This window comes from Paludicola sp. MB14-C6 (genome assembly GCF_030908625.1).
In the GTDB taxonomy this organism is placed as follows: Bacteria; Bacillota; Clostridia; order Oscillospirales; family Ruminococcaceae; genus Paludihabitans.
This window is the reverse complement of sequence record NZ_CP133133.1, coordinates 2812386-2833437: the sequence shown is the minus strand read 5'-3', so window position 1 is coordinate 2833437 and position 21052 is coordinate 2812386. Positions and strand designations below refer to the sequence as shown.

The window sequence follows — 21052 nt, the reverse complement described above, 5'->3', positions numbered from 1 at the left end:
TTCATATGCTATATACAATTATAATTTCATACAAACATCCCAAGCACGCCAGATTACACTACGTAGGTTACCTACACCGTTTGCATCACCAACAAGATGAACGTGCCTTGAGGCTTTAGCAAGAGGGGTAGGATTATAGCCAATGGAAACAATAACAGAATCACCCTTGATATCAAAAGTTTTTCCGTCTTTGTCTCTTACAGTTACACCATCAGTGTTAATTTCAAGAAGTGTAGTTTCAAGATAGATTGGTGTCTTTTTAAAAGCAAACATCTCACGCAGAAAAGAAGTATTTGCAAGACAGATACCCTTAGCGGCGATAAGGTCATTCTTCATTTCAACAATTTGCGGTTTTTTGCCCTTAAGAATTAAATCGTAAGCTATTTCACAACCTGTAAGCCCTCCGCCTACAATAATTACATTATCTCCAACCTCTTTGCCTGAAAGATAATCTATTGCTTCAATTGAATGCTCAATACCCTTAATCGGCGGGTGTTTAGCGGCAGAACCCGTTGCAATGATAATTTCATCTGCTTGCAACGAATAGATATCTTTGACTTCTGTGTTAAGCTTAACTGTAATTGGATATTTAGCTACTTCTCTTCTATACCATTCAATGAGTTCTCTATCCTTTTCTTTATAAATAGGTGCAGCTGCTTGAATAAAAATACCGCCCAAGCAATCTGATTTCTCATAAATAGTAACGTTGTGTCCCCTTTGAGAAAGAACAAGTGCAGACTCCATACCGCCGATTCCGCCACCAATAACCGCTATATTCTTAGCTTTGCTTGCCTTTTCTATTTTATATTTCTTTGACTGCATCGTGCGAGGCTCGAGTGCGCAACGTGCCATATGTATTGCATCAGATAGGTCTTGTATATTCGCTGTACCCTCATATTTTGCCATAGTAAAGCAAGCATTATGGCAGTTAATACAAGGCTTGATATCCTCTTCTCGATTCTCCATCAATTTTTTCACCCAAGAAGGATCAGTAAGGAATTGTCTTGCAACGCCCATTGCATCTAGCTTTCCTTCTTTAATTGCTTCGGCAGCTATAGAAGGAGTCATCTTACCCGCACATACTACCGGAATAGTAACAAAGTTTTTGATATGGCTAACATCGGAAAGATTACAGTTTTCAGGCATATATGCTGGTGGATGCGCCCAATACCATGAGTCATAGGTTCCATTATCACAATTCAGCATATCATATCCGGCATCTTGTAGAAATTTTGCAGCTTTTTCGGACTCTTCCATGTCACGCCCTACCTCGATATAATCATCATCTCCCAGTACTGCGCCCTTGCGGAATCCCTTTGTCTTTGATACGACAGAATAACGAAGTGATACAGGAAAATCGTTACCGCAAGTTTTCTTAATCGCTTGTACAATTTCAGCGGGAAAGCGATATCTATTTTCAAAAGAGCCGCCATATTCATCCGTTCTTTGATTGGTATATTTCAATGTAAATTGATCAAGCATATAGCCCTCATGAACAGCATGAACTTCAATTCCATCAACCCCTGCATCCATGCAAAGCTTTGCTGTCTTTGCAAAAGCTTCAACGATTTCATGGATTTCTTCTTTCGTGAGAGGGCGAGAATAAACATCATCCGCCCAACGATTAGGCGTTGCAGAAGCACTCGCACAGATGTAATCCATATTAAAAATTGGCTTTCCTAATGTACCTAAAGCTTTGTTTTTCATCATCTTGACCATGAGATCGTTAACCGCCATAGCTCGCCCCATACCCGCAGTGAGTTGTATGAACATCTTAGCGCCTGTCTTATGAAATTCGTCCATAAATTTCTTAAGCTCATTAAATTTGCCTTTATTTTGATAAAGCCACTTGCCACCCATTGTATCCCGAATCGGAGCAATTCCCGGTAATATAAGGCCAACATTATTCTTTGCACGCTCAAGTAGAAAATTGGCTGCTTCCTTGTCAAAATGATTTGGCTTCATCCATCCAAAAATTGAGGTTCCACCCATGGAACACATAACAATTCGATTCTTAATTTCGACATTACCAATTTTCCAAGGTGTAAATAACGCTTCATATTCTTGTTTCATATATGAATCTCCTTTTTTATTCAACTGTCACAGTACCATCCGTTGATACAGTAATGGTCATACCATCTTTTATGTATTCCAAAAATTCTTCTCCAAGATTATCAATGACCGGCATTCTTGCTTCTGTCCAGTTAGCAGCAAGAATTGCTCCAGACGCTGCGAGTGAATCAATTGGTTTAGAGAAAAGCATACATGCAGGTTGCTTACTAAGTGCACAAGCAGCGTAAAGAACCATACCGCCAGTTGTTGAGCCAATTGTCTCAGGAAGACAAAGTGCTTTTCCTATCATCGGTTTTTTATAAAGATCTCTGTTATTTTGGTCACCGCACTTAACTTGCTTATCCCCAAACATCAATGCCATTTGGTAACTTGCGAGCGTATTGAATCCTCCATATGAAACGAGAGCTTCCGCCTTTGCCGTACCAGGAGCAATAACACGTCCTTTAAATACTTTCCCCATATTACTTTACTCCTTTCGTAATCATCTTCAAAATCTCATCGTCAGAATAAAATCTTGCACTGGTATAGGTACGTAACTTGTTTGATGAGGTTATAACAGGCATTTTCTTTGATAGAGGATTATTCATATACATAAGTGGGCATATGTAGCTTAAGATAATACCTGTTGATTCTAATCTTCTAAAATATTCCGTTTCCTTAAATTCTTTGATAACCCCAGGAGCAGAAGTAAAAACTGTTGGAATTTGCACTTTAGAATTCCCTGTTGCTTTCAGCCCCTCTTCAACACGCTCTGTCCAATCCTTCAATTGCTGCAACGTCATATGTGGGCATCCCATAAAACAAAGCTTTGGTTTTGCTTCAAGATTGCTCCAAATACAAGGATAATTGTTCCTTACACGTTCAAGTTCAGCATCATCAATTACATAGACGGGTGCACCCTCTCGAATTAGCTTTTCGCCGTAATCTATCGCTTCTGGCGTTAAATTCTCAACATGATATAGTCCAACAGAGCCATTAGAAGCCGTTGCTGCACCAAAGTCCTTAAGATAAGCACATGTACTATCATTTAGCTCTGTACCAATCCATTTATCCAGCCCTTTAATATAAGGCACCTTGTCAAGTACTTTCATTCCGATTGCTGAACCGAGAATCTGTGCCTCTGGCATCTTGCTTGTATGTATTTCTACAATCCAGTCTGCTTTGCGTCCACCATCGGTAAGAAACCCGAACTCCGGTACAAATCCAGCTATAGAACCCATCAATTCAATGATTCCTGAATTACGATTACATCTTGCACCAAGCACGCTGTTTGCATAAACAACTGCAGAAGATTCTGCCCATGATAGAACATCCCCACGTTTTGGGATATTTCCAACTTCAGGAAGATAGCACGCACATGTATAGGCATCATCATTCATGATACCGAATTTACGAAGCTGTTCCTCATAACGTTCTTGTTGACTATACATTAACTTGAACACTATGTCTTGAAGAAATGAAGATGGTACATTTTTATCAAGAGGTCGTGGATCCGCAGAGATTTTCTGTTTACATACTGCATCATCGGAAAGAAGCCTATCATACAGCTCATAAACCGGCTTCATAACGCCAATACCGAAGCTTATAACCGTATGACCATACCCACTAGAAATTGGAACCATTTTTTCGGCATCAAAAGCATCGCCATACATAACCAAAGTCTTTATTACCTTTGCTATGGTTTCGCCTTTTTTACCGTCGAGCAATTCCTGCTGTTCATTTGTGAGAACCATGTTAATATCTCCTTTACACTATTTTTAAGCAATTCCAAAATAGAAAATATCCCAAAATAAGTCCTATTTCATTTGCTTTTGCGCTTTACTTGTACTATCCTACTAGTAGCCCTAACGGAAAATAAAAAATAGCTTATAAATCTGACTTTACAATGCCTTCTCCATATTACTTTCAATTTATGATACGCTTGTTCGATTTATTCATATGCAGTTAAACTGCTATAAAATTGAATATATGGCTTAACTCATATAAACTTTGTATAATACGATAAACCATTCTCAGTATCTCAATATGTTATATCAATTTTAGCCCACTATCATCAATTACAATACCTTGTCCATCGTTTAGCCTTATCACTTCAAGATGATTTTGTTTTTCATATTCCTTTGCACGTTCTTCAAATTGCTCAAAGCGAGAAAGAAACCTACTATAATGTGGTATTATTTCTACATTTGTTAATGCCAAACCGCTAAAATCGGTTAGGTCAATGTTTTCGTTTAACTCAGGGCTGTATTGAGCAATCAGATTGATATTTTTTTGCAAAACAATTGAGCCGGCGCTGACTCCAATAATAATTTTTGACTTTGACAATTCACTCATTATGCTGTGACAATTTGCATTTTTCATTGACATAAGCAAATAAAATGGATTTCCACCATTTATTTCAACAACATCATAGTCTAAAAGTAATTCTGGATTTTGTGTGTCGAAATCAAAATAATCAACGCTGAATCCAAATGACTGTAGCTCATTCGTTAATCTTTCGATATGCCAATCCTTTTCTTTATAACCTACGGATGCAGTAGTTATAATAACTGCTTTGGTCAATCCATTAAAAATCGGTTTTAACTTTTCTCTCATTTCATGGGTAGATAGCCCATTTGACGTTAATATCAGCATATTATCACCGCCTCGTATGTTTTGATTATGTCAAAATTATTTCATCCATTCTTGTGGATGATTCATAAGATGCTGCAAATGCTGCTGAAAAATATGAATATGGTATCCATCGGCAGCAGCATGATTTATTGTAATCGACAATGGCATTTTCATTCTGCCCTGCTCTTCTTTCAAACCTCCCGATACAATCATAGGAAAGAAATAATTTTCAATATTTTGCATATTCATTGCCAGCCCATTAAATGTAAACCATGGTATACATGAAATAATATAAGTATTTTCAGGTGAATTTCCTTTTGGGCAAATAACTTTATCATCCTTGTTATAGTTTTTAACATCTTCTAAATATCTATTGTAGAATACATAGAAATTATCATCATACTCCGTCCATAAAAACGTTATAGTCTTACTGTCTTCATGAAAAATAGGATATTGCGGTGATAAAAAGTTCCAATAGCCAAGTTTATTATCTTTTAGTGACAATCTAAATTCATTTTGTTTTTTAATTGCATTTGATATTATATAAAGATAGGTAGGAAAAAGCTTTAAGTTTTTTGCTTTTAGTGCACTTTTCAATACTGTAATATCAAAATCAATATTTACAGTAAACGATGTAGGCGTTACTTCTTCTGTAAAATAATGATATGTTGGTGCTCTATTCCATGTTTCCATATCTATCATTTCAAACTTTAATTCATTCATTATCTCACCTCGCTGTAATTGTAATTATATCGTTTACTATATATTTTAAATAATTAAGTACTACAGAAATTACCTACAAGTTATGTTTAGCAAAACAATTGCATTGTGAAACGGAATCTCTTTCCTTATTTTCACAATAAAAGGCAATCATTTATTCAACTTGATTATACATCATATTCCAAAAAGAAACAACAACATATCCAATTTCATACATTAGTTTTGTATCAAACGACGTATACACAAAACCCTCGGCACAAAATGTGCCGAGGGTTTTCACTATATATTGCAATGAATATAAAACTTAATTAATCTTGATATTTAAGTCAACTGAACCTGAAATACCATTTACAGTTCCGGTACTAGAATACTGCCAATATGTATATGGAACATCAGCAACATTCTTTTCGCTATTTGTGTAATATGCAATCCAAAGTGGATAATCTTTCAATCGACTGCTTTCTAAATAATTTTGATAGAAATAATGACCTGTGTATAACATTCCTGTTTTGCCTGCATTTTTGATTGTATTCAAAAATGCAAGTGTATAATCTGTTCGCTGTGCACTGGTTAAGCCTGCAACACGATCTGTTCTATGTTCAACGTCAATAACAATCGGTAAATCTACTCTATAGCCGCTGATTGCATTCAATACGAAACTAGCCTCTTCTGCGCCTTCAGCTTCAGAAGCTGCTGTAGAATAAAAATACACACCGCATTTAACTCCGGCTTTATTCGCATTCACAATATTTGTTACAAATGTAGGGTCAATACTTATGCTTCCACTTCCATATCCTCTAAACCCAACACGAATAAAGGCGTAATCAACACCTGCTGCCTTTACTGCATTCCAATTAATCGTTCCTTGGTATTTTGAAACATCAATACCAACGGATGATCGCTTTGCACCTGTGGTTTCATCAAAATAATATCGGAAGCCACCTATATTAGCCCATCCTTTTACAAAACTACTTCCGTCATAATAATAATCTTTACCTGAAATTGAATTCCAACCAAGTTGATATTGAGAAGTTGCGTTTGAAGCACTTGATGAATTTGCAGAAGAGCTTTCAACAGCCTTTTCTTTTTTCTCTGCATATTGAGATGTTACCCAACTTTGTTGAGAGCCATCATATTGAATATGATACCAAAGTGTTCCGTCTGCAGCTTTTTCTTCTCCTATAAATGAATACTCTTGGCCTTTAACCATCTTTCCAACAGTAGAAAAAGTTGTTGCGGGACCTGTACGTGTATTCACATTATCTTCTAATGCCATAACAACAGTCTTAGTGCTTCCTGCGATAGAAGAAGTTGTGCTAGATACTTGGCTACTATTGGTTCCTTTTACTGGTGTAATAGAAACAATTGTATTGTCGTCGTTTTTATCGACAACTTCTTTCGCTTGTTCATTTTTTTTAGGTGCCACATCTTCGGCAGGCTTATATTTAAATTCAGGAGCAGTTGTTACCTTTCCTGTACTTGGCTTTACTACCTTTACAGTTGTATTTACTTTACTGCTTACGCTTTGGCTTTCGGTTGAAGAAGGGTTTGAACTTTGCTCTTTAGATTGACTATCCGCAGTAGAACTATTATGAACAGCTAGATTGACAACCTTTACACTACTACTATGGTCTTTTACCGGCTTTTTTTTGCTTATAAAAAAGCAGCCCACTGTTATCATTAACACTACAAATATAGCTACACTAATCCAAATTATCAATTGTATAATCTTTTTGCGCTTCTTTTGTAATGGGTCAAGTGGTTTTATTTCTGAATCGCTTTTAATTTCAGTTGCAGATAAGTTTACGGTGCCCTCAGTTGACACTTCTTCTGAATTCGTTGATGAATTATCTAGTACATTTTTTAATTTCAAATTACAGCAGTCCTTATTCCTAAAATTTTATCAAAAAATGTCTCAAAACATATCTAAAACTAAAGAAATATAAACTTTTATGTAATAAACAATTATATAAAATCTTTTTATTTCGACATAACAATCTATAGATATTCATTTTGCAACAAATTTATCATAAATATATGATATATAAATTGAAAAGAAAAATCAAGATAAAATAGCAATCTATTTTAACCATTTTAAGAAATATAATGATATTGCCATTCCATTAGTTTACAATTATATCATAGCGAATCCTTAAAATTACAGCAATTCATTATTGTGGCTATCTTGTACTGCCAATCATCATGTTTTCTTTTTCTTGCGATGGCAGTATTCCCATGTATTTTTTGTATATCTTAGTAAAATAAGAGAGATTATTAAATCCAGAAGAATATGCCGCCTCGGTTATAGAGTAGTTTTCATCTAGAATAAAGCGCTTTACTTGGCTGCACCGCAATATATTGATATAATCGATCATCGTTTGACCTGTTACCTCTTTAAAGATATGACAAAGATAATACTTGCTGCACCCTATATATTCTGCAATTGCTTCAATAGACAAGCTACCCTTATAGTTTCTCATGATAAATGCCATTGCCTTTTTAACGAGCTTTTGTTTAGGCGATTTTGTCATGGAAACGGTATTGCGCTCAGAATAAGCAAAATTTCTTGCAAGTTCACCTAACAAAAGACTGCAATAAGCAGCTGCTTGAGATTGGAACAGCTCCCCTCTTTCCGCCATTTCTTTAATAATTGCTTCATAAAGGTTAATCACTCGTATATCAGTAATATGTTCTTTGAAAAAAATGTCTTTATCACCCAATATATTATCTATAAAAACTTTATTGATAATAATACAGTGGTAAGTACAATTCGGCAGTTTACTTGGCATCGCATGAAGCATATTAGAACTGATTACAACGATCTCACCTTCGCTCGCTTGAATGGGAACATTGTTAACGTAAACAATTCCAGTCCCCTTTGAAAAATACAGTATTTCTATATGTTCATGCCAATGCAAATGAAAACCCACATACCTATTTATGGTGTTTGTATCTTTATGATATGTGATTGGCAATTTAGAGCTTGCAGAAAACACCTTTTCGTAGTAACTCATTATTACACCTCATTCTAATCAAAAAGCAATATAATGCTAAAGAGTGACAATATTATATCTTTACTATTTCAATATCTTAGTATAGACTAAAGAAAACAAAAAGGCAAATATTTGAATTGATTAGAAAGAAGGGGTTTATTTCATGTACAATTTCCCAATAGGCGTTTTACTAGAATCATTCCGCACAGATGTGAATACATCCATGAAAATGGCAAAAGAGCTTGGAATTTCAGCCGTCCAAGTTCATGCTGCGGGTGGAACATTTGATGTTGATACTGTAACCAAAGATCAAATTTCTGAATTCACTAAAATGCTAAACGATAATGGGCTAGAGGTTTCTGCATTATGTGGCGATTTTATCTGTGGCAATCCTAACTTCAATTTCTATGAAGATGGAAAGAAACAGATTGTTATTGAAAAATCAAAGCGAATTTTAGATTTGGCTAAGCAACTTTCAACCGATATTGTTACAACCCATATCGGTGTTGTTCCTGCAGACTGCAATTGTGATAAATACAAGGCTATGCAAGAAACATGCGGTGAATTAGCAAGATATGCCGATAAAAACAATGCGCATTTTGCTGTTGAAACAGGACCGGAAACAGCAATTCGATTAAAAGGCTTTTTAGATGGACTACATTCTAAAGGCGTTGGTGTAAATCTTGACCCTGCAAACTTCGTTATGGTAACTGGTGATGATCCGGTTCAAGCAGTTTATACTTTAAAAGACTATATCGTTCATACACATGCGAAAGATGGACGCCGCCTTATTGTTGGTAATCCTGAAATTATATACGGTGAAATTGAGACAGAAATCAAAAATGCTACCTATTTCATCGAACTGCCATTAGGTGAGGGCGATGTTGACTTTAGAAATTATATGAAAGCACTCGATGACATTGGATATAAAGGATATCTTACTATCGAACGTGAAATCGGAGAAAATCCAAAAGCAGATATCAGCAAAGCAGTCGCATTTTTAAATAATATAAAAATACAAGGTTAGGGAGAGGAATATCATGGGGAAAATTAAAGTAGGTATTATCGGAACGGGTTCTATTTCAGCTAATCATATTGAAGCTTATAGAAGCAATCCAAATGTTGAGTTATATGCTTTTTGCGATATTAATGAAAAGCGCCTAAAAGAAATGGCAGAAAAATATCAAATTGAACGAACTTTCACAGACATGAACGAAATGCTCAAGCTCAAAGAGATTGATGCTGTATCAGTATGTACTTGGAATTCAGCTCATGCACCTTGCACCATTGCCGCTTTAAATGCAGGCAAACATGTTTTATGTGAAAAGCCGATGGCTACTTCTGCCAAAGAAGCAATGGAAATGAAAGAAGCTGCTGACAAAAACGGTAAGCTTTTGATGATTGGCTTTGTAAGACGTTTTGGAAATGACTGCGCTATACTAAAAGATTTTATCGGTGAAAATTATTTTGGTGATATTTATTATACAAAGGCAACATACCTTAGAAGAAATGGATGTCCGGGTGGTTGGTTTGGCGAAAAAGCTCGTTCAGCAGGTGGTCCGCTCATTGATTTAGGTGTGCATGTTATTGATCTTGTTCGTTATCTATTAGATAAACCACAACCTGTTTCTATATATGGTGCAACCTTTCATAAAATCGGAAACAGAAATGAATTAAAAGATAAAAAAGACTATGTTGCATCTTCATCAACCGAAAATGATATTTTTGACGTTGAAGATTTAGCTTCAGCAATGATTCGATTTGATAACGGCGCCGTTTTACAAGTAGAAGCAAGCTTTAGCCTAAACATTAAGAAAAACGAAGGTAAAATTGAACTCTTTGGTTCAAAGGGTGGAGCAAAACTTGATCCTGAACTTGAAATGTTTACAGAGATAAATGGCTATATGGCAGATGTCAATCTTGTTGCACCAACTGCATTAAGCTTTGATGGATTATTTGCAAATGAAATTAACCATTTTGTTTCTTGTATTACAGACGGTATTCCTTGTATATCTCCTGCACAAGACGGCGTAGACATCATGAGAATACTGGATGCTATTTACGAATCAGCAAGAACAGGTCATGAAGTTGTATTATAATATAGGAAGGTAGGAAGTATAACAAGTAACAATCTGCTTGTATACGATAAAAAAATGAAAGTTGCAGTTAGTACATATAGTTTTGCAAGAATGATGCAAAACAATCAGATTACACAATTTGGCTGTATCGCTAAGGCAAAAGAACTAGGCTTTGAGGGTATTGAATTTGTTGATATTCTTCCTCATGATGGCTCAACTGTTGAAGAGTATGCTAGAAAATTAAAAGAAGAATGCCAACGCCTTGATATGACTATTACCAACTACACATTTGGAGCAGACTTTTTAATGGGTAGCGATGGTGATACAAAAAAAGAAATTGAACGAGTAAAAAAGCAAATTGATATTGCAGAAATACTTGGTGCAACCTCTGTTCGACATGATGCTACTAGGGGCTACTCATATGGAACAGGATTTAAAAGCTTTGACAGCGTTGTATTTCAAATAGCTGATGCTTGCAGAGAAGTAACTGTATATGCAAAAGCGAAAGGGATTAAGACAATGGTTGAAAATCATGGCTTCTTCTCTCAAGATTCCGAAAGAGTTGAAAAGCTGATAAATGCAGTAAACAATGAGAATTTTGGTTGGCTTTGCGATATGGGTAACTTTATGTGTGCTGATGAAAACCCAGCTAAAGCAATTGGCAGAGCAGCACCATATGCATTTTATGTTCATGCAAAAGATTTTCACCAGAAAAACGGAATGCAGCCAAATCCGGGAGAAGGCTTTTTCAGAAGTAGAGGTGGCAATTATTTAAGAGGAGCTATAATCGGTCATGGTGATGTACCAATTCAGCAATGTCTTTCCATTTTAAAATCCACAGGATATGATGGCTTTGTAGCAATTGAGTTTGAAGGTCTTGAGGATAATATTTTAGGTCTTTCCATTGGTATCAAGAATTTAAAACGTTTTATTGAAAATGCATAAAAGAAACAGCAGTTGAGAATACCTCAACTGCTGCTTCTTTTATGTTTGTGTATCATTTTAGCTTAATAATTACAGCTTTATTAGATTAACTGAGTTAAAATTCTTGCTTTCAAATTTACTATGTTTTCTTCTATCTTAGCAATTATTTGTTTAAAATCATCATCGCTTTTACCCGTTGGATCTTCTAATCCCCAGTCTTCACGATATTTACAAGGTAAAGTTGGACATTGCACATTGCAACCCATTGTTATGAGATAATCAATGGATGGAATATCAGATAATAATTTAGGGCGTTGTGTTTGCTCCATATCAATATCATAAATCTCTTTCATAAGTCTTACTGCGTCTTGATTGATATGAGTTCTTAATTCGGTACCTGCCGAATAACTTTCAAACACATCAGCTGCTAACTGCTTTCCGAGTGCTTCCGCCATTTGACTGCGACAAGAATTGTGTACACAAATAAACGCTACTCTTGGTTTTGAGGTTTCTTGATTCATTTTCCATTCCCCGTCTAAAGATTCAATCGCTTATAGCTAGAAATCTTTAATCATTTTTATCCTCGCACTTTTTGCAAAAGTTTCACTACTTCCTCAGTTTTCAACACCTTACCATAGGAAACTACAATACCATCAACAACGAGTGCAGGTGTAGTCATGACGCCATATGCTGCAATTTGCGAAAAATCAGTAACATGGTCCATATTTGTGTCCATACCAAGCTGTTCAAGTGCTTCTCTTGTATTTGCTTCAAGCTGATTACATTTTGCACAGCCACTTCCGAGAATTTTCACGCTTGCGCCTTGCTTTTTTAAAGTTTCTGCTTGTTCCATTGCTTTTGAGTTGCAATTTCCGCAACAGCAGCAACCACTTTTCTTTTCTTCTTTTTTGTTTCCGAATAAACCCATATAAAATACCTCCAAGTTGTAATATTATTATAAAAACATTATGAGATATACTAACAATCCCATATCATTTTTAATGCAATGTAATATGATTTTTTGCCCTAATTTTATTTCACATTATATCAATAAAAATTGTGTGGCATTAAAGAAATAACCGATAATAATAATTCCTACAGCAACAATACCAACAAATACCGCAAGCAGTTTTGCTTTAACCGCTTTTTTCAACATAATCATGGATGGAAGAGAAAGCGCTGTAACACCCATCATAAATGATAATATTGTACCAATGCCAACGCCCTTTGCCGCTAAAGCTTCTGCAATTGGAATTGTACCAAAAATATCAGCGTACATCGGAATACCAATAGCAGCTGCTATAATCGGTGAAAAAGGATTTTCGGTACCAAGAACCGCTTGTATCCACTGTTCAGGAATTACATTATGAATTAACGCACCGATTAACACACCAACCACAACGTATGGTGCTACCTTTTTTACAGTAGCTTTAACCTGATCCCACGCATAATGCATTCTATCACGCTTCGTTAGTTCAGCTGATTCAATATCAACTCTTGATGCACCTTTAATAAAATTCTCCACATATTTTTCCATGCCCAGCTTTTCAATAATAGTACCGCCTATAACTGCTAAAATTAAGCCAACAATAACATAAGCAATTGCAATTTTAAATCCAAAAACGCTTGCTAAAAGAATAAGCGAACCTAAATCCACAAGCGGAGAGGAAATTAAAAATGAAAATGTTACGCCAACAGGTAACCCTGCGCTTGTAAAACCAATAAAAAGCGGAATAGAAGAACACGAACAAAATGGCGTTACAGTACCCAGCAAAGCGGATAATATATTCGCCCATATTCCGTGGAAACGTCCTAATATCTTCTTTGTGCGTTCCGGTGGAAAATAACTTTGAATATAGCTGATGATAAAAATTAAAAATGACAGCAAAATAAAAATCTTAATTGTATCATATAAAAAGAATTGCAGGCTTTTGCCAATGACATCCTTTATATTCAATCCACATGCTGATAGCATATTTCCAATTACTTGATTTAACCACTTCATCCCCAATATTTGGTCTTGTATAAAAAGACCAATGCTTTCTAAAATTTGCATTCATTGCACCTCTTTCGTGTCATATTTTACATATCTATTTTTTTCGATATGTAGTTTGAAATGAAAGCCATCTTTTCGATGGCTATTTTCTACTCTTGCACAAGCATTTTTCATCCTCACACGTATGTGTATTAACATTTGTCAGCAATGCGATTAACTGTTGTGCATTTTCGCTTCCTTCGGGACTGATTGTGTAATGAGTCCATTTCCCTACTTTACGGCTGACAACCACGCCGGATTCACACATAATTTTCATATGATGGGATAAGGTAGATTGACCTATTTCTAGCTTTTCTAAAAGCTCACAAGCACATTTTTCTCCTGATTGAAGCATTTCTAATATTTGCAATCTTTTTTCATCACAAAATGCTTTAAAAACCATAGCATTTTCTTGATACTTATTCATTTATATTCATATCCATTCATATTGAAATATTTCGATATGACTATTATATGCACAATTTTTTATTTTGTCAACCACTTTATTGCTTATTGTGGTTTTTCAATCCTCTGCCAGTACAATGTTACAAGAATAAATAATAATTAGCCTAACCTGCACCTCTAAAGCCATGATATATACCTACTATATTAATATGTATCAAACAGCAATTATAAATAATTTCCATAGTATATATATCGTAAATATTAACTATAAAAACTATATATAGTAAAATGCATTGAAAAGATAAATCTTCTCGTGTTATAATTGCGACAGTTGTCAAAATACATTTTTCATTGAAAAGTAAATAAATATACGAATTTTTGCAGTCTATTCAATTAGGCTGCTTTTCTTTGCATTTTATCTTTCCACTTTCTAAAAAAATTATCAATATGTGTAACGATATCTTTTCAAAACGAAGCAATGCATTAAGTACAAACAAATTACCAACAATATACATTATGTTATCACTTAAGGACGGAAAAAGCCATGGTATTTAGCAGCATAACCTTTTTATTTATATTTTTGCCTATACTGATAATCACCTATCATATTGTACCGATGAAGATGAAAAACCTCGTAATGTTTGCAGGAAGCATGATGTTTTATGCTTGGGGCGAAATCAGATTCATTCCTGTTATGTTAGGTCTATCTGTTGTCGATTATTGGTGTGGCCGTAAAATGGACAAGTACTTCGATGATAAGAAGAAAAAACGAATTTTTATGTTAATTGACGTAATTACAAATTTGAGTGTTTTATTCTTCTTTAAATATATTGATTTCTTTATTGGAAACGCCAATTCTCTATTTGGACTATCCATTCCATTACTAGGAGTTATTCTTCCAATCGGTGTTTCATTTAACACATTCCAATCTATCTCGTATACAATAGACGTATATCGTGGTACGACTACTTGTGAAAAAAGCTATTATAATTATTTAACCTATACTACCCTATTCCCACAAATTATCGCAGGACCTATTGTACGTTATGTTACAGTAGAAGATGATCTTGACATTCACCCGATTACAGTAGATAACCTTTCATTGGGTATTCGCAGATTCTTGATTGGCTTAGGCAAAAAAGTATTGATTGCTAACAATGTTGGGCTTCTTTGGAGTCAGATTCAAAACGGACAAATAACCGAATTATCAACCGTTTTATATTGGGTTGGCATTGTTGCTTTTGCATTCCAAATTTATTTTGACTTTAGCGGATATTCTGATATGGCAATTGGACTTGCTAAAATATTCGGGTTAACATTTGATGAAAACTTTAATTATCCATATATCTCAAGAAGTATTACGGAGTTTTGGCGTAGATGGCATATGACTTTAAGCGCTTGGTTTAAAGACTATGTATATATTCCGCTTGGAGGAAACAGAAAAGGAAAAGTCGCTCATATTCGCAATCTTTTGATTGTATGGGGCTTAACCGGCTTTTGGCATGGAGCATCTTGGAACTTTATTTTTTGGGGTTTATACTTTGCAGTCATCCTAATTATTGAAAAATTTGTGCTATTCCGCTTTTGGGAGAAGATTCCGAAAGCAATTCAACATCTTTATGCAATACTGTTAATCCTAATCAGCTGGGTTATCTTCTCATTCGATAGCGTTTCAGCAGGTTGGAATTTTATAAAAGGTATGTTTGGTGGAAACCATGTGCCATTTTACAATGAACAAGCTGGATATGTGTTAATTACGTATGGTTTTACATTCCTACTTGCAGGATTCTTATGTACTCCTGTATTCCGCAAATGGTTATTCAAACTAGAAAACAAGAAAAACAAGGGTATTCAAATTACGGTATCATTATTCTATCTTGTTATGTTCCTATTCTGTGTTGCTTATTTAGTAAACAGCACCTACAATCCATTTTTATATTTCCGATTTTAACAGAAAGGCTACACTATGAATAAGGTTTTTGTAAGAATTATAATACCTATTTGGCTATTATTTGTCATTATGAATTTTGCAGTTCCCAAGAAAGAATTTTCAGAAACAGAAAACAGAATGTTATCAAAGTTTCCAACTTTTTCAATAGGTGAATTATTTAACGGAAAGTTTATGCAAAATATTGATGACTATATTAACGACCATTTTATAGGACGTGATTATTGGGTTAGCTTAAAAAGCGGCATCGACTTAGGCATTGGAAAACGAGAAAGCAATGGTATCTATATTGGTAAACAAGCATTGCTTGAAAATATCAAGGCTCCCAACCAAGTATATGTACAAAAAAATATAGATGGCATGAAGCGTTTTATGAAAAGGCATTCTCAACAAGCATATTTTATGCTGATTCCATCCGCTTCTGCAATTCAACCGCAAAAGCTGCCACCGTTAGCCCCTACGTGGGATCAAAAAGCTTTTATTAACCAAGTTTACTCCAAATTACCGTCTTCTATTAAGCCCATTGATGCTTACACTACGTTATCGCACCATAAAGATGAGTATATTTATTACCGCACAGACCACCATTGGACAACGAAAGGTGCATACTACTCCTATTTAGAAGCTTGCAAAGCAATGAATATTACGCCACGCAATGAAAGTGAGTTTACTATTAAGCCGCAAACCAACAAGTTTTACGGTACGCTTTCATCAAAGTCCGGTATACAAACAGTTCCGAGTGATGTTATTGAAAGCTACGATTTGGGCGCTAAGGCTACCTTCACCACACAAAACGGTAATAAAGTGAATAACTATGACAGCATATATTTTAATCAATACTTGAATGAAAAAGATAAATATGCTTTCTTCTTAGGAAAGAATGAGCCGATTGTAACCATTAAAACCAATAGCAATTCAGGGAAAAAGCTGTTGCTATTTAAAGATTCCTATTCTCATTGTTACTCTCAATTTCTAACGAAAGATTATAGCGAAATTGTTCTACTCGATATGCGTTATATCAACACAGATATTGAAAAAACAATGAATATAGCTGATTTTGACCAAGTTTTGTTTTTATATAGTATGGATGTATTTACACATCAAAATCAACTTATGAAGTTGAGATAGTTTGATGTAAAGTTCAAAAGTCCCTCTGCAAAAAGCAGAGGGACTTTCGGTTTAATATGATAATTACCTATATTGTATTGCTGAACGAGTAACAGACTCTACTCTTCCTGTATGGTATATGTATGGCGCAATTTCGGACGGTCTTGCCACTTTTGGTCCTAAAATAACTTCTTTGTACTCTATTTTTTTATCAATATCAATATATAATTTAGGAACGGAGCTAGTATCATCCAGCTTCGGCTGTTTAGAAAACTTAACAATTCTCAATTCTTTTTCATGTTCATAACTGCTGTCTTTAAAAAGAAATCTTACTTGGTCTAAGGTTCCTAAAATGAATTCATCTATATTCTTTATAGTTTCTTTCATTTCTTGTTTTAATTCGCCTAATTTAATAAGTGATTTAACAATTTCATTTATTAAATTATTTATATTATTGTTGATTTCTCCTTCTATCAAATTATTCTTTACATAAGCAACTCGATATGGAACATACTTTTGTGAAATTTTCCTCTCTGGCTTTTGATTATCATCCATTCTGTTTGGGGGCACTTGAGAATGATTAATAGCATTGATATCATAATCATAATTTTCTTTTTTATCAAAAAAATCATTATTAACAATCAAGCAGCATCCTTCGCCATTTTTTCCATACTGCGACCACATTGGCAGTTTATCAATACTTCTTGAAAAGCTAAGTAAATATATATTACTGTTATTAATTTTTTCCCTTTTGTTAGTTCCACTATCTTGATATAATTCGTTTAATATGTTGGTTAAATCTTTATTTTGTGTAGTTTTTCCCTTAACTTTTAATAATTGAATAAACGTTTCTCCTTCTGATGGGTCATTCATATATTGAGAATTACTTATTCTTAAATTTAATGGATTCTTATCTTTGTCTTCCCCTAAAATATATTTTAATGTTTCAATTTTAGTATAATGACAAATTCCATTATCCTCATTAGACTCAATTTGTGTTTTATACTTTAATTCCCGTTTGATATACATAGCGTTCATATATAATAATAGAAGTTCAACTTTAATCTCACCTCGTTTGGGATAGTCGCTTATTTTATCAAATATCAAGGATAGTTCTTCAGATTCTGGTTTGGAAGGTGTTACTCTAATTTTAAGATTAGAAAAAACATCATATAATTTTTCAGTATCAATCTCCATAATATAATTAAAAATTAACATGTATAGAACAACTATATCCAAATCAATGGGCCAATTATTATTCTTTAAAAAATCTATCTTTTTTATTAGATTTTTATCTATATCTTTACCTTCTTTTAACAAATCATTTTCAATTAATAATAAATTCCTAATTATCCATGCATATGGTGAAGCTATATCAATTTTGTCGTTATAAATATCATATATTTCTTTAACCTTGTCCACTGTTTGCTGTATTTCTTCTTTACTATCTTGCTTACTCGATAGATTTTTAAGCGTCCAAGCGTATTGTATAGCTATATCAACATGTCTATTCTGTTCCTCATAAATTGCCTCAATCTTATCCACTGTTTGCCGTATTTCTTCTTTACTATTTTGTTTATTTGATAGGTTCACAAGTGCCCATGCGTATGTTGATGCAATTCTAACATCTCTATTATGTTCCTCATTAATTATTTTAATCGTATCTGCTATTGGCTGTATTTCTTCTTTATCATCTTGCTTACGTGATAGGTTTTCAAGCACCCATGCGTATCGTATAGCTATATCAACATCTCTATTATGTTCCTCATAAATTATTTTAATCGTATCTGCTATTGGCTGTATTTCTTTTTTATCATCTTGCTTACGTGATAGGTTCACAAGCACCCATGCATATGGTGAAGCTACATCAAGATTAGGATATTTATCATAGATTTCTTTGATTTCTTGAACTATTTCTTTAATATCATTTTGAGTAAAATTATTATCATCTGACCATGATGCAAGTATATTTGCATATGTTATTGCTATTTTTTCAGTTGGCTCCTCTTGATATTTCTTTTCACATTCATTAACTACTTCTTGCTTTTTTTCATTACTACATTCTCTAAAATACTTTAAAACTTCGTCTAGATTTTCCCAATTAATATTTTCAGTCATCGAATATCACCTTATAAATTATATTTTATTGACATTACTTGTCCCTTATTAACTACTTATAATTATACTGTGTTATTTAATTTAGCACAAGATATTTGTAATTTTATTTCCAATAATTTATAAAAGTAATACCCTTGCTATTAAGCAAGGGTATCATAATTGAATGTCAATGAAAATAGGCATAAAAAAGTCGCACTCTACTGAAAGTGCGACATACAAGCGGCAGTTCGCCGTTGGTCGAGGTGACGGGAGTCGAACCCACGGCCTCTGCGTCCCGAACGCAGCGCTCTACCAAACTGAGCCACACCTCGAATACTTAAATTATACAACTTTATTTAAAATTAGTCAATGATATTACCAACAATATACTGATTTTATATGTATAAATTGATAACGAGCTATGCAATGTTTGAGTCGTTCTTACTCTTTTTATTTGGTGCGGACGAATGGTGACTAACAAGTCACTTCTTACATTTCAATAAAATAAAAAGACTACTCAAAGAGTAGTCTTTTTATTTGGTGCGGACGAAGTGACTTGAACACTCACGTCTCTCAACACTAGAGCCTAAATCTAGCGCGTCTGCCAATTCCGCCACGTCCGCAACTGACTTGATTATTATAGCAAGATTATGCCTTATTGTCAAGACTTTTTCTTATAAAATTCATTGGTAAAACTTTCATTTAATTTGTTATGTAACTATAATAACCAGCAATTCGTTCGGTTAAGCTCGAAATAGTATTCATTCTTTTACAAATTTTCAGCTTGACGTTTGCCCATCCTATTCCAATTTACAAATCCATAAATATCATTTACAAGAAACGCCATAAAGCAAACAACAACGGATACATATGACACTTCTTCAATCATTGCCATAGTCCATAGAATAATAAGTACAATGTCATTGGCAGCATATCCAATAGCGTAAAAAGGGCTTCTCCTAAAAGTAAGGTACACCGCAACAAAACTTGTTGTCACAGATATAGTGCTTAACAAAATATTTGTCGTATGAAAATATTCCAAAATAAAATAGAATACGAAGGTAATTAGTATTGTTAAAATCCACATAAAAACACTTTCTGTTCGGGATAGATAATTAACTTTCACCTCTGACTTATTTCCATTGTACGGATTTCTGATCCAAGAAATCAATGCAAATATCGCCATTGGCATAGTCATTCCAAGATATGTTATCATCTCTCCATAATAGCAAAAAGTAAACGATATGATTCCGTAAAGTAAACTGAATATAATCATGAGAAGCTGGCCAAATGGATTCCCTTTTGCATTGAAAATCAATGAGGTAACGCCAATCAATGAAGCCATAAGTGTTAAGTAATTATTTCGATCAAAAAAGCAAAAGAAGATACCTATTACAAAAATAGAACCAAACCACAGTGTCAGTTCAACTTTAGAAAAATAATGAAATGGTAATTTGAATTTTTTCATGAATCCTCCAAAAAAATAAGCATCCGCATACACATCTTCATAGACCTAACGATGTGGAAACGAATGCTTTTCGCATTTCTACCCGGTGGCAGATTTTTTTTATTATAACACATAAGTTATCGAAAAGGAATCATTTTTGGAACAAATTTTTATTTATCTGCTAGTTCAGTGATATATTGGATATGAGCAAAATGATTACGAAATGTGTTGTTTCTTATTTCATTCAACTGGACTCTTTATTTTGGAGCGGACGAATGTGACAATCAACTCACTTCTTCAATCAAGTAAAATAACCGATAGACAAAAGTCTATCGGTTATTTTGGTGCGGACGAAGTGACTTGAACACTCACGTCTCTCAACACTAGAGCCTAAATCTAGCGCGTCTGCCAATTCCGCCACGTCCGCAACTGACTTTGCTATTATATCAATATTAGAATCTTTTGTCAAGACTTTTTTGTATTTCATTTGAAATATCTATAATCAATAAAAATATTGTATTAATGATTAATAATCTATTTTTATTGCATAAAATATAAAAATTAACGATTAATTATATGAAATTTTACAGAGTATTTATACCTTTTTCATAG

General features: G+C 34.2%; 18 protein-coding genes and 3 tRNA genes. 5 read left to right on the top strand and 16 right to left on the bottom strand.

What is annotated here, in order from left to right; genetic code table 11:
* Nucleotides 1-18: 18 nt before the first annotated feature.
* From RBG61_RS13475 to RBG61_RS13445, 7 genes are all read right to left on the bottom strand, one after another.
* The gene (locus RBG61_RS13475; protein ID WP_307944367.1) at nucleotides 19-2073 is read right to left on the bottom strand and encodes an FAD-dependent oxidoreductase; all 2055 of its coding nucleotides are present in this window, start codon (nucleotides 2071-2073) and stop codon (nucleotides 19-21) included.
* A 16-nt stretch (nucleotides 2074-2089) separates the two neighbouring features.
* Nucleotides 2090-2533, bottom strand: a complete 444-nt coding sequence (locus RBG61_RS13470) for an aconitase X swivel domain-containing protein (RefSeq protein WP_307944366.1) — start codon at nucleotides 2531-2533, stop codon at nucleotides 2090-2092.
* A gap of 1 nt (nucleotide 2534) precedes the next feature.
* Nucleotides 2535-3806: an aconitase X gene (locus RBG61_RS13465; RefSeq protein WP_307944365.1), complete on the bottom strand. Its 1272-nt coding sequence runs from the start codon at nucleotides 3804-3806 to the stop codon at nucleotides 2535-2537.
* A gap of 295 nt (nucleotides 3807-4101) precedes the next feature.
* Nucleotides 4102-4707, bottom strand: coding sequence for a Type 1 glutamine amidotransferase-like domain-containing protein (locus RBG61_RS13460; RefSeq protein WP_307944364.1), 606 nt, complete (start codon nucleotides 4705-4707; stop codon nucleotides 4102-4104).
* 36 nt (nucleotides 4708-4743) lie between these two features.
* The gene (locus RBG61_RS13455; protein ID WP_307944363.1) at nucleotides 4744-5409 is read right to left on the bottom strand and encodes a CatA-like O-acetyltransferase; all 666 of its coding nucleotides are present in this window, start codon (nucleotides 5407-5409) and stop codon (nucleotides 4744-4746) included.
* A gap of 301 nt (nucleotides 5410-5710) precedes the next feature.
* Nucleotides 5711-7279 (bottom strand): GH25 family lysozyme, encoded by a 1569-nt coding sequence (locus RBG61_RS13450; RefSeq protein ID WP_307944362.1) that lies wholly within the window; start codon nucleotides 7277-7279, stop codon nucleotides 5711-5713.
* A 307-nt stretch (nucleotides 7280-7586) separates the two neighbouring features.
* Nucleotides 7587-8420 (bottom strand): AraC family transcriptional regulator, encoded by an 834-nt coding sequence (locus RBG61_RS13445; protein WP_307944360.1) that lies wholly within the window; start codon nucleotides 8418-8420, stop codon nucleotides 7587-7589.
* Between the two features lie 142 nt (nucleotides 8421-8562).
* Here RBG61_RS13445 and RBG61_RS13440 point away from each other — a divergent pair, with 142 nt between their 5' ends.
* The 3 genes from RBG61_RS13440 to RBG61_RS13430 are packed head-to-tail and all read left to right on the top strand — an operon-like array spanning nucleotide 8563 to nucleotide 11422.
* Nucleotides 8563-9426 (top strand): sugar phosphate isomerase/epimerase family protein, encoded by an 864-nt coding sequence (locus tag RBG61_RS13440; protein WP_307944358.1) that lies wholly within the window; start codon nucleotides 8563-8565, stop codon nucleotides 9424-9426.
* 13 nt (nucleotides 9427-9439) lie between these two features.
* On the top strand, nucleotides 9440-10498 hold the full coding sequence (locus RBG61_RS13435) for a Gfo/Idh/MocA family protein (RefSeq protein ID WP_307944356.1): 1059 nt from the start codon (nucleotides 9440-9442) through the stop codon (nucleotides 10496-10498).
* 54 nt (nucleotides 10499-10552) lie between these two features.
* Nucleotides 10553-11422, top strand: coding sequence for a sugar phosphate isomerase/epimerase family protein (locus tag RBG61_RS13430; protein WP_307944354.1), 870 nt, complete (start codon nucleotides 10553-10555; stop codon nucleotides 11420-11422).
* An 80-nt stretch (nucleotides 11423-11502) separates the two neighbouring features.
* Here RBG61_RS13430 and RBG61_RS13425 read toward each other — a convergent pair whose 3' ends face one another.
* The 4 genes from RBG61_RS13425 to RBG61_RS13410 form a co-directional block, all read right to left on the bottom strand.
* Nucleotides 11503-11922, bottom strand: coding sequence for an arsenate reductase ArsC (locus tag RBG61_RS13425; protein ID WP_307944352.1), 420 nt, complete (start codon nucleotides 11920-11922; stop codon nucleotides 11503-11505).
* A 56-nt stretch (nucleotides 11923-11978) separates the two neighbouring features.
* Nucleotides 11979-12329 (bottom strand): thioredoxin family protein, encoded by a 351-nt coding sequence (locus RBG61_RS13420; RefSeq protein ID WP_307944350.1) that lies wholly within the window; start codon nucleotides 12327-12329, stop codon nucleotides 11979-11981.
* A 114-nt stretch (nucleotides 12330-12443) separates the two neighbouring features.
* The gene (locus RBG61_RS13415) at nucleotides 12444-13457 is read right to left on the bottom strand and encodes a permease (RefSeq protein WP_307944349.1); all 1014 of its coding nucleotides are present in this window, start codon (nucleotides 13455-13457) and stop codon (nucleotides 12444-12446) included.
* An 82-nt stretch (nucleotides 13458-13539) separates the two neighbouring features.
* A complete protein-coding gene (locus RBG61_RS13410; RefSeq protein WP_307944347.1) occupies nucleotides 13540-13863 on the bottom strand; it encodes an ArsR/SmtB family transcription factor in 324 nt (107 codons plus the stop codon).
* A 633-nt stretch (nucleotides 13864-14496) separates the two neighbouring features.
* On the opposite strand from RBG61_RS13410, the gene RBG61_RS13405 reads away from it, so the two are divergent.
* Both RBG61_RS13405 and RBG61_RS13400 read left to right on the top strand, forming a co-directional pair.
* Nucleotides 14497-15792: an MBOAT family O-acyltransferase gene (locus RBG61_RS13405; RefSeq protein WP_307944346.1), complete on the top strand. Its 1296-nt coding sequence runs from the start codon at nucleotides 14497-14499 to the stop codon at nucleotides 15790-15792.
* A 15-nt stretch (nucleotides 15793-15807) separates the two neighbouring features.
* Nucleotides 15808-16917: a DHHW family protein gene (locus tag RBG61_RS13400; protein ID WP_307944344.1), complete on the top strand. Its 1110-nt coding sequence runs from the start codon at nucleotides 15808-15810 to the stop codon at nucleotides 16915-16917.
* 63 nt (nucleotides 16918-16980) lie between these two features.
* Here the strand turns inward: RBG61_RS13400 and RBG61_RS13395 are convergent, their stop codons facing one another.
* The 5 genes from RBG61_RS13395 to RBG61_RS13375 form a co-directional block, all read right to left on the bottom strand.
* Nucleotides 16981-19014 carry a DUF2971 domain-containing protein gene (locus tag RBG61_RS13395; RefSeq protein ID WP_307944343.1) on the bottom strand — a complete coding sequence of 678 codons (2034 nt, stop codon included), beginning with the start codon at nucleotides 19012-19014 and terminating at the stop codon, nucleotides 16981-16983.
* 234 nt (nucleotides 19015-19248) lie between these two features.
* Nucleotides 19249-19325, bottom strand: a tRNA-Pro gene (locus RBG61_RS13390).
* 206 nt (nucleotides 19326-19531) lie between these two features.
* A tRNA-Leu gene (locus RBG61_RS13385) sits at nucleotides 19532-19616 on the bottom strand.
* A gap of 146 nt (nucleotides 19617-19762) precedes the next feature.
* On the bottom strand, nucleotides 19763-20461 hold the full coding sequence (gene pnuC, locus RBG61_RS13380) for a nicotinamide riboside transporter PnuC (RefSeq protein ID WP_307944341.1): 699 nt from the start codon (nucleotides 20459-20461) through the stop codon (nucleotides 19763-19765).
* A 321-nt stretch (nucleotides 20462-20782) separates the two neighbouring features.
* Nucleotides 20783-20867 (bottom strand) — tRNA-Leu (locus RBG61_RS13375).
* Between the last annotated feature and the right edge of the window lie 185 nt (nucleotides 20868-21052).